This window comes from Nonomuraea mesophila (assembly GCF_004352805.1).
GTDB classification, from domain to species: domain Bacteria; phylum Actinomycetota; class Actinomycetes; order Streptosporangiales; family Streptosporangiaceae; genus Nonomuraea; species Nonomuraea longispora.
The window spans coordinates 16,667-30,917 of record NZ_SMLD01000114.1; the positions used below are offsets into that span (position 1 = coordinate 16,667).

14 protein-coding genes are annotated in these 14,251 nt (G+C 72.1%); 11 read left to right on the top strand and 3 right to left on the bottom strand.

Annotated elements, in window-relative coordinates; translation table 11 throughout:
- The first annotated feature begins 86 nt into the window (after positions 1–86).
- Together E1295_RS32800 and ligD are read left to right on the top strand one after the other, a co-directional pair.
- The gene (locus E1295_RS32800) at positions 87–1,385 is read left to right on the top strand and encodes a type II toxin-antitoxin system HipA family toxin (protein WP_132636500.1); all 1,299 of its coding nucleotides are present in this window, start codon (positions 87–89) and stop codon (positions 1,383–1,385) included.
- Between the two features lie 39 nt (positions 1,386–1,424).
- Positions 1,425–2,618, top strand: coding sequence for a non-homologous end-joining DNA ligase (gene ligD, locus E1295_RS32805; protein ID WP_132636502.1), 1,194 nt, complete (start codon positions 1,425–1,427; stop codon positions 2,616–2,618).
- A 5-nt stretch (positions 2,619–2,623) separates the two neighbouring features.
- Here the strand turns inward: ligD and E1295_RS32810 are convergent, their stop codons facing one another.
- Complete coding sequence (locus E1295_RS32810) at positions 2,624–4,054, bottom strand: NAD(P)/FAD-dependent oxidoreductase (protein WP_132636504.1); 1,431 nt, start codon at positions 4,052–4,054, stop codon at positions 2,624–2,626.
- Between the two features lie 59 nt (positions 4,055–4,113).
- Entirely contained in the window at positions 4,114–5,007 is an 894-nt protein-coding gene (locus E1295_RS32815) for an SDR family oxidoreductase (RefSeq protein ID WP_132636506.1), read from the bottom strand.
- Positions 5,008–5,094: 87 nt separating this feature from the next.
- On the opposite strand from E1295_RS32815, the gene E1295_RS32820 reads away from it, so the two are divergent.
- Positions 5,095–6,861, top strand: a complete 1,767-nt coding sequence (locus tag E1295_RS32820) for a thiamine pyrophosphate-dependent enzyme (RefSeq protein WP_132636508.1) — start codon at positions 5,095–5,097, stop codon at positions 6,859–6,861.
- Positions 6,862–6,867: 6 nt separating this feature from the next.
- On the opposite strand, the gene E1295_RS32825 is transcribed toward E1295_RS32820, so the two are convergent.
- Entirely contained in the window at positions 6,868–7,623 is a 756-nt protein-coding gene (locus E1295_RS32825) for an IclR family transcriptional regulator (RefSeq protein ID WP_132636510.1), read from the bottom strand.
- A 79-nt stretch (positions 7,624–7,702) separates the two neighbouring features.
- On the opposite strand from E1295_RS32825, the gene E1295_RS32830 reads away from it, so the two are divergent.
- Genes E1295_RS32830 through E1295_RS32860 form a run of 8 tightly spaced genes read left to right on the top strand, consistent with a single transcriptional unit; the run spans position 7,703 to position 14,149 of the window.
- Positions 7,703–8,860 carry a 4-hydroxybenzoate 3-monooxygenase gene (locus E1295_RS32830; RefSeq protein WP_132636512.1) on the top strand — a complete coding sequence of 386 codons (1,158 nt, stop codon included), beginning with the start codon at positions 7,703–7,705 and terminating at the stop codon, positions 8,858–8,860.
- Positions 8,857–9,600 carry a CoA transferase subunit A gene (locus tag E1295_RS32835; protein ID WP_132636514.1) on the top strand — a complete coding sequence of 248 codons (744 nt, stop codon included), beginning with the start codon at positions 8,857–8,859 and terminating at the stop codon, positions 9,598–9,600. Before E1295_RS32830 ends, E1295_RS32835 begins: the two co-directional genes overlap by 4 nt.
- Positions 9,600–10,223 carry a CoA transferase subunit B gene (locus E1295_RS32840; RefSeq protein ID WP_132636516.1) on the top strand — a complete coding sequence of 208 codons (624 nt, stop codon included), beginning with the start codon at positions 9,600–9,602 and terminating at the stop codon, positions 10,221–10,223. Before E1295_RS32835 ends, E1295_RS32840 begins: the two co-directional genes overlap by 1 nt.
- Before the next feature lie 29 nt (positions 10,224–10,252).
- The gene (gene pcaH, locus E1295_RS32845) at positions 10,253–10,921 is read left to right on the top strand and encodes a protocatechuate 3,4-dioxygenase subunit beta (RefSeq protein ID WP_246080616.1); all 669 of its coding nucleotides are present in this window, start codon (positions 10,253–10,255) and stop codon (positions 10,919–10,921) included.
- Entirely contained in the window at positions 10,918–11,406 is a 489-nt protein-coding gene (locus tag E1295_RS32850) for a dioxygenase family protein (RefSeq protein WP_132636520.1), read from the top strand. The genes pcaH and E1295_RS32850 overlap by 4 nt, the downstream gene beginning before the upstream one ends.
- On the top strand, positions 11,396–12,682 hold the full coding sequence (locus tag E1295_RS51280) for a lyase family protein (protein ID WP_246080617.1): 1,287 nt from the start codon (positions 11,396–11,398) through the stop codon (positions 12,680–12,682). Before E1295_RS32850 ends, E1295_RS51280 begins: the two co-directional genes overlap by 11 nt.
- Positions 12,679–13,806 carry a bifunctional 3-oxoadipate enol-lactonase/4-carboxymuconolactone decarboxylase PcaDC gene (gene pcaDC, locus E1295_RS51285; protein ID WP_246080619.1) on the top strand — a complete coding sequence of 376 codons (1,128 nt, stop codon included), beginning with the start codon at positions 12,679–12,681 and terminating at the stop codon, positions 13,804–13,806. The genes E1295_RS51280 and pcaDC overlap by 4 nt, the downstream gene beginning before the upstream one ends.
- A 28-nt stretch (positions 13,807–13,834) precedes the next feature.
- Entirely contained in the window at positions 13,835–14,149 is a 315-nt protein-coding gene (locus tag E1295_RS32860; protein ID WP_220449009.1) for a DUF6401 family natural product biosynthesis protein, read from the top strand.
- Positions 14,150–14,251 lie beyond the last annotated feature (102 nt).

A 14,251-nucleotide genomic window follows, 5' to 3' on the forward strand; every position in this document is an offset into this window, starting at 1 on the left:
ATGACGTAGCGTCACCGAAGGGTGACAAGTACGCTGATGTCGCCGACCGATGACAACCTGAGGTGCCGTGTACGGAGAAACCCCTGATGCCCGACCGTACGCTGATGGTTCTGCTGAACGGCGTCTGTGTCGGCGAGCTGGCGCAAGACGCCATGGGACGGATCCGGTTCTCCTATGACATGGCGGTGCGGAGCTGGTTGCCCAAGGCCACCCCACTGTCGCTGTCACTGACCCCGGACATGGAGTCGCATGAAGGGCCGGAGGTGGCAGCGTTCCTCTGGGGGCTGCTGCCGGAGAATCCCGCCGTTCTGTCCAGGTGGGCGCGGGAGCACGGAGTGTCCGCCGCCAACCCGGTCGCCCTGCTGCGACATGTGGGAATGGACTGTGCGGGTGCGGTGCAGTTTGTCCCCTTGAACGATCACGGGCGGGTTCTCGACGTAGGCGGTGTGGAATGGCTGGACGACGATGGGATCGCGCAGATCATACGCGGTCTCCACCACGATTCCGCCGCGTGGCATCCCGGCCATGAAGAAGGGCAGTTCAGCCTCGCTGGAGTGCAGGCCAAAGTGGCTCTGCTGCGCGAAGGAGGAAAGTGGGGCCGGACGTGGGGGCGGATCCCCACGACGCACATCATCAAGCCGGCCATTCCGGATCTCATCGACCAGGATGTCAACGAACACCTCTGCCTCGCGGCCGCCCGCGCCGTGGGGTTGACGGCGGCCCGGACCGAGATCCGCACGTTCGGCGACCAGACCGCGGTGGTCGTCGAGCGTTACGACCGGGTCCGTATCGATGACATGTGGGTCCGGGTGCATCAGGAGGACCTGTGCCAGTCACTCGGCCTGCATCCCGTGCACAAGTACCAGAGCGAGGGAGGGCCCGGCCCGGAGGACGTCGCCGCCCTGTTCCGCCGGGTGCAGCCCTCCACGGAGGCTCACGAGTCGGTGCGCGCGTTCGTGGACGCTCTCATCTTCACCTGGCTGCTGGCCGGGACCGACGGACATGCCAAGAACTACTCGGTGTTGCTCTCCGGCGATCAGGTACGGCCGGCACCGCTGTACGACATCTCTTCAGCCCTCCCGTACCCGGACGTGATGAACCCGCACAAGATCAAGTTGGCGATGAAGATCGGGCGTGAATATCGGCTGAAGTCCGTCGGATGGAGCTCGTGGCGACGGCTTGCCGAGCGGCTCGACCTGGACTGCGATGCGCTCTGGGACAGGATCGACGAGCTGGCCGCCGCGTTGCCCGATGCGCTGTCGGACGCCGCGGCCACTCCGGAGGTGCGGTCCTTGCGTCGGTCGCTGCCGGGGGCGCTGGTGGATGCGGCGGCGGCGCGGGTGAGGGAGCTGCTGCGCCTGCCGCGCGCCGCCGCGCGGGGGTGAGCGCCCGGTAGTGTCGGGGGCGGAACGTATCGTGACCGTATGCCTGACATCGAGGTCGCCGGGCGCGAGGTGCGTGTCACCAGCCCGGACAAGGTGGTCTTCCCGCGGTCCGGTCTCACCAAGCTCGACCTGATCCGCTACTACCAGGCGGTGGGTGAGGGGGCGCTGCGGGGTGTGCACGGGCGGCCGATGGTGCTCAAGCGGTTCGTACGCGGCATCGAGGAGGAGGCGTTCTTCCAGAAGCGCGCCCCGGCGAAGCGGCCGGCGTGGATCGAGGTGGCGGAGCTGAAATACCGTTCCGGGCTGAGCGCGGAAGAGGTGGTGTGCACCGACCTGGCGCAGGTGTTGTGGGTGGTCAATCTGGGCTGCGTCGACCTCAACCCGCATCCGGTGCGCTCCGACGACCTGTCCAGGCCCGACGAGCTGCGCATCGACCTCGATCCCGTGCCGGGGGTGGAGTGGGCCGACGTGCTGGCCACCGCGCAGGTGGCGCGCGAGGTGCTGGATGATCACGGGCTGGTGGGCTGGCCCAAGACGTCCGGGTCGCGGGGTTTCCATGTGTACGCGCGGATCGAGCGGCGATGGTCGTTCGCCGAGGTGCGCAAGGCGGCCGAGACGGTCGCCCGCGAGGTCGAGCGGCGGGCTCCCGGCCTGGCCACCAGCCGGTGGTGGAAGGAGGAGCGGCACGGGGTGTTCGTCGACTTCAACCAGAACGCCTACGACCGCACGGTGGCCTCCGCCTACTCCGTGCGCGCGGTGCCCGACGCCCGTGTGTCCACGCCGCTGACGTGGGACGAGGTGCCGGGCTGCCGGCCGGAGGAGTTCACCGTCGCCACGGTGCCGGGGCGCCTCGCCGAGCGCGGCGACCCGTGGGAGGACATGGATCTGCACGCGGGCGCGCTCGACGGGCTGCTGGAACTGGCCGAGGAGCTCGGGCCCGCGCCCAGGCCGCCCAAGGGCAGCGGCCGCAGGCAGCAGACGAAGCCGGTGATCGAGATCGCCAGGGCGGAGCACAAGGACGAGGCGATGGCGGGCCTGGAGCGGTGGAAGTCGCGTCATCCGGAGGTCGCCGCGCGGCTGGAGCCCGCCGACGTGCTGGTCGACGGCATGCGGGGGCGCAGCAGCGTGTGGTATCGCATCCGGGTCAACCTGCAGCACGTGCCGGAGGAGGAGCGGCCGGCGCAGGAGCCGCTGGAGGTCGACTACGACCCGTGGCATCCCGGCCAGGGATGAAAGGGTCAGCGGCCGGAGATGAGGTTGGCGAGGCGGGCGTAGGCGGAGGTGGTGGTGCCGCGCTCGTTCTCGTGGCGGTCGGCGGCGCGGAAGAGGGCGTAGATGAGCTGCACGCCGGCCCACCGCAGCGGCTCGGGCTCCCACTGCCGCACCTGCCGCCCGACCCACGGCAGCCGCGACAGTTCGGTGTCGCGCCGCAGCACCAGGTCGCGCAGGGTGCGGCCGGCCAGGTTGGCCGTGGTGACGCCGCTGCCGACGTAGCCGCCCGCCCAGCCGAGCCCGCCGGCGTGGTCGAGGTGCACCGTCGAGCACCAGTCGCGGGGCACGCCGAGCACCCCGCACCAGGCGTGCTGGACCCGCGCGTCGGCGGCCGCGGGGAAGAGTCTGATCAGCATGCGCCACAGCAGCGCGACGGTCTGCGGCTGGGTGGCGCCGCGGAGGTCCGTACGCGACCCGAACCTGTAGGGCACGCCCCGGCCGCCGATGGCGATGCGGTCGTCGGCGGTGCGCTGGGCGTAGATGTAGGCGTGGGCCTCGTCCCCGAGGAGTTCGTTGCCGGCCCAGCCGAGGTGCTTCCACACCTCGGCGGGCAGCGGTTCGGTGACGATCATGGAGCTGTTCATCGGCAGCCACTGCCGGCGCTGGCCGGCCAGCCCGGCGGTGAAGCCCTCGGTGGCCCGGATGACGTAGTCGGCGGTGACGGCGCCGCGCGTGGTGACCGCCGTGGCCTTCGCGCCGCCGCTGCGGGGCCGCAGCTCGGTCACAGTGGTGTTCTCGTAGAGGTCCACGCCGAGCCGGGCGACCACGGCGGCCAGGCCGACGGCCAGCTTGGCGGGCTGGATGCGGGCGCAGTGCGGTGAGTACGTCGCCTCCAGCGTGCCGGCGGCCTGCACGCGCTCGGCCTGCTCGTCACGTCCGAGCAGCCGCATGTCCGCTTCGCCGTACCCCCATCCGCGCAGTTCCGCGAGCTCGGCGCGCAGCCTGCGCCGCTGGGCGGGGTTGGTGGCGACGTGGAGCAGGCCGCCCTTGTGGATGTCGGCGTCGATGCCCTCGTCGCGGGCGACGGCGATGACCTCGTCGACCGAGCGGAACATGGCGTGCTGCAGGTCGATCATGGCCTGCCGGCCGCGCGTCTTCGCGTGCCGTTTCCTGGACCCGGCGAACTCGGCCGACAACCATCCGCCGTTGCGCCCGGACGCGCCGAACCCCGCGAACTCCTGCTCGAGGATCGCGATCCGCAGCCCGGGGTCGGCCTGTTTGAGGTAGTACGCGGTCCACAGGCCGGTGTATCCGCCGCCGACGATCGCGACGTCGTAGTCGCGCGGTCCCGGCAGTGGAGGCCGCCGGGCGGGCAGGCCGATCTGCCGGTACCAGAAGGAGACGCCGCCGTTGGCGAAGTCTTCGGTCAGCGGGATGCCAGTCGTCACCGAACACATTGTCTATTACTGGCATATGTGGAGCAAGTGGACGATGTGTAACAGAACGGGGCATTCGGCTAGCTTCGTGTCGGCCGTTCGTAGCCCTCGTCACCGCCGTAAACGTGCAGGTCAGGGTCGTTCTCCGGCTGGTTCGCCGGGCTGGTGGGCGAGGCGGTGTGCTCGGAGGCGAAGTCGTCCGACAACGCGGGCGGCGCGGGGTGGAGGTAGTCGCGCCAGGAGATGATGCCCCTGGAGTCGGCGTCCGTGGTCAGCTCGCCGTCCCGCTGGGCCGCGTACAGCCGGCCCGGGTAGTGCACGGGCAGGCACGGGCGGCGCACGTTCCTGGCCTCCAGCCAGGTCCTCACCAGGTCCTCGGTGTTCATCACCTCAGGCCCGCCGAACTCGTACTCCCTGCCCTCGGGGCCGCTCGCCAGCAGCGAGGCCGCCAGCGTGGCCACCTCGCCCGTGTGCACCGGCTGCCAGGGCAGCGAACGGTCGACGAGCATCACGGGGAAGGCCGAGTGCGCCCGCAGCCGCTGGTCGAGGGACTGCTGGTAGCGCGTGGCGCGCAGGACCGTCCAGCCGATCCCGCTCTCCCCGATCAGGCGCTCGGCCTCCAGCTTGTGACGGAGGTGACCGATGGCGGCGCGGTCCACCCCGACGACCGAGGTGTAGAGCAGGTGCGGCACCCGCGCCCGGCGGGCGGCGAGCAGCAGCCGGTGGGTGCCGGGCACGTCCACGGCTCCGCGGCCCTTGGGGCCGCTGGTGGCGAGGTGCGCGATCGCGTCCACGCCGTGCACGGCGTCCGCGACGCCCTTGCCGGAGATGAGGTCGCCCCAGACCCATTCGATCCGGCCGGAGCTTTCCCGCTCCTTCCGGCTCAGCGCGCGCACCTGGTGCCCCGCCCTCAACAGCGCGGGCAGCAGCCCGCCGCCCAGCGTTCCCGTGGCTCCCGTGACCAGTATGCGCATGGCGCTCCACTACCCGCGAATGCCTGGAAATGACAAGGAACTTCGTAAAAGCGTCTGCGTACGGCACCGCGGGGTAGTGCCGGTCGCATGGCTCGCATCGCATCGGAATCTCTGATCGAACGGCTCGCGGAGTGGGGCGTGGACACCGTCTTCGGCCTGCCGGGGGACGGCATCAACGGCATCATGGAAGGGCTTCGGCGCCACCGCGACCGGGTGCGCTTCGTCCTCGTCCACCACGAGGAGGCCGCCGCCTTCATGGCCACCGGCTACGCCAAGGCCACCGGGCGGATCGGCGTGTGCCTGGCCACGTCCGGGCCCGGCGGCATCCACCTGCTCAACGGCCTCTACGACGCCAAGCTCGACCACGTGCCCGTGCTGGCCATCACGGGCATGCAGGAGACCTCCGTGCTGGGCACCGGCTACCAGCAGGAGGTCCACCTGGACAAGCTGTTCGCCGACGTGGCCGAGTACAACATGCTGATCACCAACCCGGCGCAGCTGCCCGGGCTGGTGGACCTGGCGATCAGGACGTCCTACGCCCGGCGCGGGGTCTCCCACCTCACGCTGCCCAACGACCTTCAGGTGGCGGAGGCGGGGTCGGACCCGTTCCAGCAGGTCGCGCCCGCCAGGCCGCCGCAGACCTCGCCCGTCTACCTGCAGCCGCCCGGCATCCCGCGCCAGGAGGACGTCGAGTGGGCCGCCGAGGTGCTCAACCGGGCCGAACGCCCCGCCATCCTCGTCGGCCAGGGTGCGCTGCACGCCCGCCAGGAGGTGCTGGCCGTGGCCGAGGCGCTGGGCGCGCCCGTGGTCAAGACGCTGCCGGGCAAGGCGGTCGTCCCCGACGACTCGCCGTACACGACCGGCGGGATCGGGCTGCTCGGCACCCGGCCGAGCGAGGAGCTGATGGACGAGGCCGACGTGCTGTTCATGGTGGGCACGAACTTCCCGTACTCGAAGTTCCTGCCGGAGCCGGGCAGAACCAGGGTGGTGCAGTTCGAGGCGGACCCGACCAGGGCGGGAGCGCGGATCGCGACCGACGTGCCGGTGGTGTGCGACGCGAAGGAGGGGCTGACGGCGCTGCTGCCGCTGCTGGACCGCCGCGACGGCAACGCCCATCTGGCGAAATATCAGAAGAAGATGGCGAAGTGGCGGTCCGACATGGACAGCCTGGAGAGCCCCGACCGCGACCCCATCGCCCCGCAGTACGCCGTGTCCGTCCTCGACCGGTACGCCGCCGACGACGCCATCCTGACCTGCGACAGCGGCACCATCGCCACCTGGGCGGCGCGGCACTGGACGGTCCGCGGCGAGCGCGAGTTCTACCTGTCGGGCACGCTGGCCTCGATGGCGAACGGACTGCCGTACGCCATCGCCATGCAGCACGCCTTCCCGGAGCGGCAGGTCATCGCGTACGTCGGCGACGGCGGCTTCTCGATGCTCATGGCCGAGTTCCTGACGGCGGTCCAGCAGCGGCTGCCGGTCAAGGTCGTCATCAACAACAACAACTCGCTCGGCCAGATCCTGTGGGAGCAGATGGTGCTCGGTTACCCGGAGCACGGCGTGCGCTACGACCAGCCGGAGGCCGACTTCTCGGCCTGGGCCAGGGCGTGCGGCGGCTTCGGCGCCAAGGTCACCAAGGCGGGCGACGTGGCGCCGGCGATCCAGCAGGCGCTCGCCCACGACGGGCCGGCCCTGGTGGACGTGGACGTCAACCCGAACGAGCCGCCGATGCCCGGCAAGGTCTCCTACGACCAGGCCAAGAGCTTCGCGCAGGCGTTCCTGAAGGGCCAGCCGCACAAGGCCGCGATCGCCACGACCCTGTTCAAGGACCGCATCCGGAAACTGATGGACTGAAGGCGCCTATACGCTGGCCGCGCAGGCCCTGGTGATCCCGGCGGCGACGTTCAGCAGCGGCTCGACCAGGCGGGGCAGCTCGCGCACCCGCCGGCTGGAGATCACGGTGCCGAGGGCCGCGACCGGCCACCCGTCCACCAGGATGGGCGCCGCCGCCGAGCACGAGCCGAGCGTCATCTCCTCGTACGTCAGCGCGTACCCCTGGGCGCGGACCGTCGCCAGCTCCCTGGACAGCCGCCCGGCCTCCGTGATCGTGTGCCGGGTCGGCCGTTCGAGCTTGCGCGCCAGGTACGCCTTGACGAACCACTCCGGCTCGTACGCCAGCAGTGCCTTGCCGACGCCCGTCGGGTGCATGGGCAGCCGGGCGCCGGTCCTGGACACGATGGGCACCGCCCGCCTGCCGTACACCTTGTCGACGAAGAGCACCTCGAGCCCGTCGCGTACGGCCAGGTGCACGTTCTCGCCGGTGCTGGTGAACAGCTCCTGCAGCCAGGGATGCGCCAGGTCCTGCAACCGGGCGGGCGCGAGCTGGCCGAGCTCCCACAGCCGCAGCCCGACCCGCAGCCGGCCGTCCGGCGTGCGGCTGAGCGCCTGCCACTCCTCCAGCTCCGCGACCAGGCGGTGGGCGGTGCTCAGCGGCACCCCGCTCCGCCGGGCCAGCTCGGTCAGCGTGAGCTGGGGATGCGTGGGGTCGAACGCGCCCAGGAGCGCCAGCACCTTGGACGTCACCGAACGCCCGGGGGCACGAGATCCGCCTGCCATGGGTCAATCCTGCATATATCTTCCGTCCAGTGGAAGGGCAGGCTCGGCTGATCACCCCTGAAGGCAGGATGCTCCCTATATGCGAACTCAGGTCGGGATCACCGGGGCCGGGCCCGCCGGGCTGCTGCTGTCCCACTTGCTCCACCTGCGCGGCATCTCCTCCGTGGTGCTGGAGAAGCGCAGCCGCGCCTACGTCGAGCGGCGGGTCAGAGCCGGGGTGCTGGAGCAGGGGACGGTGGACACGCTGGTCGAGGCCGGCGTCGGAGAGCGCCTGCTGCGCGAGGGGCTGCCGCACCACGGGATCGAGCTCAGGTACGACGGCGCGAGCCACCGCATCGCCTTCGAGAAGCTGGTCCCCGGCCGGCGCATCACCGTGTACGGCCAGCAGGAGGTGGTCAAGGACCTGATCGCGGCCCGGCTGGCGGCCGGCGGCGACGTGCGATTCGAGGTCGACGACGTCGCCCCGCACGATCTGGAGACGGACCGGCCGTACCTGACGTTCGGTGGTGAGCGGCTCGACTGCGACGTGATCGCCGGCTGCGACGGCTTCCACGGCGTGTCGAGGCCGTCCGTCCCCGAGGGAGTTCTGAGCGTTCACGAGCGGGACTATCCCTTCGCCTGGCTCGGCATCCTGGCCCGGGTGGCGCCGTCGTCCGAGGAGCTCATCTACGCGAGGACCGAGCGCGGCTTCGCCCTGCACAGCATGCGCACCCCCGAGATCAGCCGCTTCTACCTGCAGGTCCCGGCGGACGCGCGGGTCGAGGAGTGGCCGGACGAGCGGATCTGGGCCGAGCTGAAGGCCCGGCTGGAGAGCGTGCCCGGCTTCACGCTGGCCACCGGCGAGATCATGGAGAAGGGCGTCACGCCGATGCGGGCGTTCGTCGCCGAGCCCATGCAGTACGGCCGCCTCTACCTGGCCGGCGACGCCGCCCACATCGTGCCGCCCACCGGGGCCAAGGGGCTCAACCTGGCCGTGGCCGACGTCCGCGTCCTCACCGACGCGCTGGCCGCCTACTTCGAGCACGGCTCGTCCGGGCCGCTCGACGACTACTCGCGGACGTGCCTGCGCCGGGTGTGGCGGGCGCAGCACTTCTCGTGGTGGATGACGACCCTGCTGCACACGTTCGACGACGACGACGCGTACGCGCGCCGGCTGCAGCTGTCCTACCTGGACTACGTGACCTCGTCCGAGGCCGCGGCCACGACCCTGGCGGAGAACTACGTGGGAATGCCATGAAGATCGTTGTTACGGCGGCCGAGGCGGTCGCGGGAATCGGGGAGGGGGCGTCCCTCGCGGTCGGCGGCTTCGGCCTGGCCGGGGTGCCCGCCGTGCTCATCAAGGCGCTGCTCGGGCAGGGAACGTCCGGGCTGCAGGTCGTGTCGAACAACTGCGGCACCGACGGGCGCGGCCTGGGCGAACTGCTCGCCGCGGGCCGGATCGCCCGCGTCACCGCCTCGTACGTCGGCCAGAACAAGGAGTTCGCCCGCCAGTACCTGGCCGGCGAGCTGGAGGTGGAGCTGATCCCGCAGGGCACGCTGGCCGAGCGGCTGCGCGCCGGCGGGTGCGGCATCCCGGCCTTCTACACGAAGGCGGGCGTGGGGACGCTGGTCGAGGAGGGCGGGCTGCCGTGGCGCTACCGCTCCGACGGGTCGGTGGCGGTGGCGTCGCCGCCGAAGGAGGTCAGGGAGTTCGACGGCGTCCCGTACATCCTGGAACACGGCATCCGTACGGACTTCGCGCTCGTCCGGGCCGCACGCGGCGACGTGCACGGCAACCTGGTGTTCGCCAAGGCCGCACGCAACTTCAACCCGCTGGCCGCCATGGCGGGACGGGTCACCATCGCCGAGGTCGAGGAGCTGTGCGAGCTCGACCCCGAGGAGGTCCACGTGCCCGGGATCTTCGTGCAGAAGGTGCTGGCGCTGGATCCCGCCCAGGCGGCGGACAAACCCATCGAGCGGCGGACGGTGCGTACCTGATGGCCTGGACCAGAGAGCAGATGGCGGCGCGCGCGGCCGATGAGCTGCCCGACGGCTCGTACGTCAACCTCGGCATCGGCCTGCCCACGCTCATCCCCGCCCACCTCGGCGGCCGTGGCGTCGTGATCCACTCGGAGAACGGCATCCTCGGCGTGGGGCCGTACCCGCTGCCCGGCGAGGAGGACGCCGACCTGATCAACGCGGGCAAGGAGACGGTGACCGTCGCGCCCGGGGCGTCGTACTTCGACTCGGCGCTGTCGTTCGGCATGATCCGCGGCGGTCATGTGGACGTGGCGGTGCTCGGCGCCATGCAGGTGTCGCAGACCGGCGACCTGGCCAACTGGGCGGTCCCCGGCAAGATGATCAAGGGCATGGGCGGGGCCATGGACCTCGTGCACGGCGCCCGCAGGGTCGTCGTGGTCATGGAGCACACCACCCGCGACGGCGACCCCAAGATCCTGCCTGCCTGCACGCTGCCCCTGACCGGCCGGGCCTGCGTCGACCGCGTCATCACCGACCTGGCCGTCATCGACGTCACCCCCGGCGGGCTGAAGCTGATGGAGACCGCCCCCGGCGTCACCGCCGAGGAGGTCCGCACCAGGACGGCGGCCGACCTGTCATGACCCCCCAAGGCCCCGCAGAGAGGACCCGCATGAGCCATCCTCCGTACCTGAGCCCCGGCTACCGCAGCACGGTCGCGCGCGCCCCGGCCCGTCCGCCCGTCTCCTTCAAGCTCGACCCCGACGCGATCGAGCTGACCAGCCCCGTCTTCGGCCACGAGGAGGTCGGCGCGCTCGACGCCGACCTGACCAGGCAGCACGCGGGCGAGCCCATCGGCGAGCGCATCATCGTCGAGGGGCGCGTGCTCGACGACGACGGACGCCCCCTGCGCGGCACGCTGGTCGAGCTCTGGCAGGCCAACGCCGCCGGCCGCTACGCTCACGACGGCGACCAGCACCCCGCGCCCCTCGACCCCAACTTCACCGGCGCGGGCCGCTGCCTCACCGATCAGGACGGCCGCTACCGGTTCGTCACGATCAAGCCCGGCGCCTACCCGTGGCGCAACCACGACAACGCCTGGCGCCCCGCCCACCTGCACTTCTCCGTCTTCGGGCAGGCCTTCACCCAGCGGCTGGTCACCCAGATGTACTTCCCCGGCGACCCGCTGATGCCCTTCGACCCGATCATGCAGTCGATCCCGGACGAGGCGGCCAGGCAGCGGCTCGTCTCGTCGTTCGAGCTGGACCTCACCCAACCCGAGTGGGCCCTCGGCTACGCCTTCGACATCGTGCTCGGACGCACCCCGATGGAGACGCCATGACCACGCCCTCACAGACGGTCGGACCGTTCTTCAGCCACGCGCTGCCGTACGAGCGGGACTGGGAGCTCGTACCCGACGGGCATCCCGGTGCGATCATGCTCACCGGGCGGGTGCTCGACGGCGCCGGGGAGCCGGTGCCCGACGCCCTGCTCGAACTCTGGGCCGGCTTCACCGGCGACCGCGGCGCGCTCAGCAGGCAGGGCGGGCAGGTGTCCGGGTTCGGCCGCTGCGCCACCACGCCGGACGGCACGTACCGCTTCCGCGCCACCCGGCCGCCGGGGCCGTACCTGTCGCTGCAGATCTTCGCCCGCGGCCTGCTGCGCTCCGTACTCACCCGCGTCTACCTGGAGGACGTGCCCGACCCGCTGCTCGACGGCCTCGACCCCGAGCGCAGGGCCACGCTCATCGCCGCCGGTTCTGGCGACTCCTACCGCTTCGATGTGAGACTGCAGGGAGCGGAGGAGACGGTGTTCATTGACTTCTGACTCGACGGGAGCCGACGGCGGCCTGCTCGCGCCGGTCAGGGCGGGCACCAGGGCGGAGGCGATCACCTCGGACACGGCGTGGCTGCGGGCCATGCTGGAGGCCGAGGCGGCGCTCGCCCGCGCCCAGGGCCGCCTGGGGCTCATCCCGCCGGAGGCGGCGGCCGCCATCGACAGGGCCGCCGCCACGCTCGAACCCGACCCGGCCGGCGTCGCCGCGCGGTCCAGGCAGTCGGCCACCCCCGTCGTGCCGCTGGTGGCCGACCTGCGGCGGGCCGTGCCCGGCGCGGCCCGCCACGTGCACCGCGGCGCCACCAGCCAGGACATCGTGGACACCGCCGCCATGCTGGTGGCCGCGCGGGTGGTCCGCACCCTCGTCGGCGACCTGGGCGCCGTCATGGACCAGCTGAGCGAGCTGGCCGGGCGGCACCGGGACACCGTGATGGCCGCGCGCACGCTGGGGCAGCACGCCGTGCCGACGACGTTCGGGCTGAAGGCGGCACAATGGCTGGCGGGGCTCATGCGCGCCCTCGCCCGGCTGCGCGAGCTGCGCCTGCCCGCCCAGCTCGGCGGCGCTGCCGGCACCCTGGCCGCCTTCGCCGAGCAGGACCCGCCCGCCGCGCTGGCCCTCGTGGAGGTGTTCGCCGAGGAGATCGGGCTGGCCGCGCCCGAGGCGCCCTGGCACGCGGAGCGCTCCGCCGTCACCGACCTGGGCGCCGCGCTCGCCGGCACCGCCCGCGCGCTCGGCAAACCGGCCACCGACATCATCCTGCTGGCCCAGACCGAGGTGGGGGAGGTGGCCGAGTCCTCGTCCGGAGGCTCCTCGGCCATGCCGCAGAAACGCAACCCCGCGCTGTCCGTACTGGTCCGGTCGGCCGCGCTCCAGGTGCCCGCGTACACGCAGGTGCTCGGCCAGGTCGGCGAGCACGAGCGGGCCGCCGGGGCCTGGCAGGCCGAGTGGCTGCCGCTGCGCGAGGCGCTCCGCCTGACCGGCGGCGCGGCCGAGACCGCCGCCGAGCTGGTGGGCGGGCTCCAGGTCTTCCCCGAACGGATGCGCGCCAACGCCGGACTGACCGGCGGCCGCCTCGTCGCCGAACGCCTCGCCGCCCACCTCGGGCGCGACAGGCTCGCCGAGATCATGTCCGGATCCGGGCCGCTCCGGCTCGGCGACGCGGGCCTCGACCTGGACCCGGACGAACTGCTCGACCCGTCCGCGTACGTCGGCGCGGCCGGGCAGCTCGTCGACCGCATCCTCACCACCTACCGGGAGCAGCCGTGAAACTCCACCACCGCGTGGACGGCCCGTCCGGCGCACCGCTGCTGGTGCTCGGGCCCTCGCTCGGCACCACGACCGAGGTCTGGCGCCCCCAGCTCGCCGAGCTCACCACGTCCTGGCGGGTGCTCAGGTACGACCTGCCGGGCCACGGCGGTTCCGCACCCGCCACCGGGTTCACCATCGGCGACCTGGCGGAGGCCGTACTCGAAGTCTCCGGGGACGAACGCTTCGCCATCGGCGGCATCTCGCTCGGCGGCGCCGTCGCCACCACCGTCGCCCTGCGCGAGCCCGGCCGGGTGCGCGGGCTCGTGCTGTGCTGCACGTCGGCCCGCTTCGGCGAGCCGGGACCGTGGCGGGAGCGGGCCGAGCTCGTACGCGCCCAGGGAGCGGCCGCGCTCGCCCCGGCGCTGGAGAAACGGTGGTTCACGCCCGGCTTCGACGGGCGGTGGCTGCTGGATGAGCTGGCGGAGGTGCACGCCCCGTCGTACGCCGCCTGCTGCGAGGCCCTGGCCGCCTTCGACGTGACGGGCCGGCTCGGCGAGGTCGGCGCGCCCACCCTCGTGATCGCCGGGGCCGAGGACCCCGCCACGCCGCTCGACCACGCCCTCACGCTGGCCGGCGGCATCCCCGGCGCGTCGCTCACGGTCGTGCCGGGGGCGGCGCACCTGGCCGGCGTCGAACGTCCCGACGCCGTCGCCACCGCCGTCACCCGCCACCTGCGGGACCTCGGCAGGGACGCCGGCAGGGACGCCGGCAGGGACGCGGGGATGCGCACGAGGCGTGAGGTGCTCGGCGACGCGCACGTCGACCGGGCCATCGCCGCGACCACCGGCTTCACCCGCGACTTCCAGGACTTCATCACCCGCTACGCCTGGGACGAGATCTGGAACCGGCCCGGGCTGGACCGGCGCACCCGCAGCTGCGTCACCCTCACCGCCCTCGTCGCCAGAGGACACCTGGACGAACTGGCCATGCACGTACGGGCGGCGTTGCGCAACGGGCTCACCCCCGACGAGATCAAGGAAGTGCTGCTCCAGACCGCCGTCTACTGCGGGGTACCGGCCGCCAACGCCGCTTTCGCCGTGGCCCGCCGCACACTTGACGAAATCGGGCCAGAGGGTCCCTGACCTTGGAAAATGCTTTAAGGTGTGGCGGGTGGTCTTCGAGGAGGGATGGGCGGCTTCGCCCTTGCGGTGGTTGATGAACGCGCTGGGCGACGCCCAGCTCGCCAGGATGCACGCGGACCCCGGCATGGTGGCCGCGGTCGACCAGCACGCGGCGGTGCTGCGCGACGCGATCCCGCTCGACCGGGAGACGCTGGGCGACTACCTGCTCGGGTTCCTGGACGAGCTGCGGCACCGTGGATGGATCTTCAGCGGCGACGAGACTGGCGCGCCGGCGTTGCGGCTGACGGCCGTCTGCTGGCTGGCGCGCGAGCTCGACCTGCTCGAGGACGGCCACCCGGCCTGACCGCGCTCACCCGGCGGCCCTAACCGGCGCGGCCCGGGCCCCCGAAGGCCGGGCCGGTCGAGTGAGTGCGGGCGGGGCGGGCGCGCCGGCCCGGCCTTCGGG

Bases quoted from the DNA above. Each gene is read 5' to 3' on its own strand.
- pcaH (WP_246080616.1), top strand. From the start codon at position 10,253: ATGAGCCATCCTCCGTACCTGAGCCCCGGCTACCGCAGCACGGTCGCG.
- E1295_RS32850 (WP_132636520.1), top strand. From the start codon at position 10,918: ATGACCACGCCCTCACAGACGGTCGGACCGTTCTTCAGCCACGCGCTG.
- E1295_RS32840 (WP_132636516.1), top strand. From the start codon at position 9,600: ATGGCCTGGACCAGAGAGCAGATGGCGGCGCGCGCGGCCGATGAGCTG.
- E1295_RS32815 (WP_132636506.1), bottom strand. From the start codon at position 5,007: ATGCGCATACTGGTCACGGGAGCCACGGGAACGCTGGGCGGCGGGCTG.
- E1295_RS32835 (WP_132636514.1), top strand. From the start codon at position 8,857: ATGAAGATCGTTGTTACGGCGGCCGAGGCGGTCGCGGGAATCGGGGAG.
- E1295_RS32810 (WP_132636504.1), bottom strand. From the start codon at position 4,054: ATGTGTTCGGTGACGACTGGCATCCCGCTGACCGAAGACTTCGCCAAC.
- ligD (WP_132636502.1), top strand. From the start codon at position 1,425: ATGCCTGACATCGAGGTCGCCGGGCGCGAGGTGCGTGTCACCAGCCCG.
- E1295_RS32825 (WP_132636510.1), bottom strand. From the start codon at position 7,623: ATGGCAGGCGGATCTCGTGCCCCCGGGCGTTCGGTGACGTCCAAGGTG.
- E1295_RS32800 (WP_132636500.1), top strand. From the start codon at position 87: ATGCCCGACCGTACGCTGATGGTTCTGCTGAACGGCGTCTGTGTCGGC.
- E1295_RS32830 (WP_132636512.1), top strand. From the start codon at position 7,703: ATGCGAACTCAGGTCGGGATCACCGGGGCCGGGCCCGCCGGGCTGCTG.
- E1295_RS32820 (WP_132636508.1), top strand. From the start codon at position 5,095: ATGGCTCGCATCGCATCGGAATCTCTGATCGAACGGCTCGCGGAGTGG.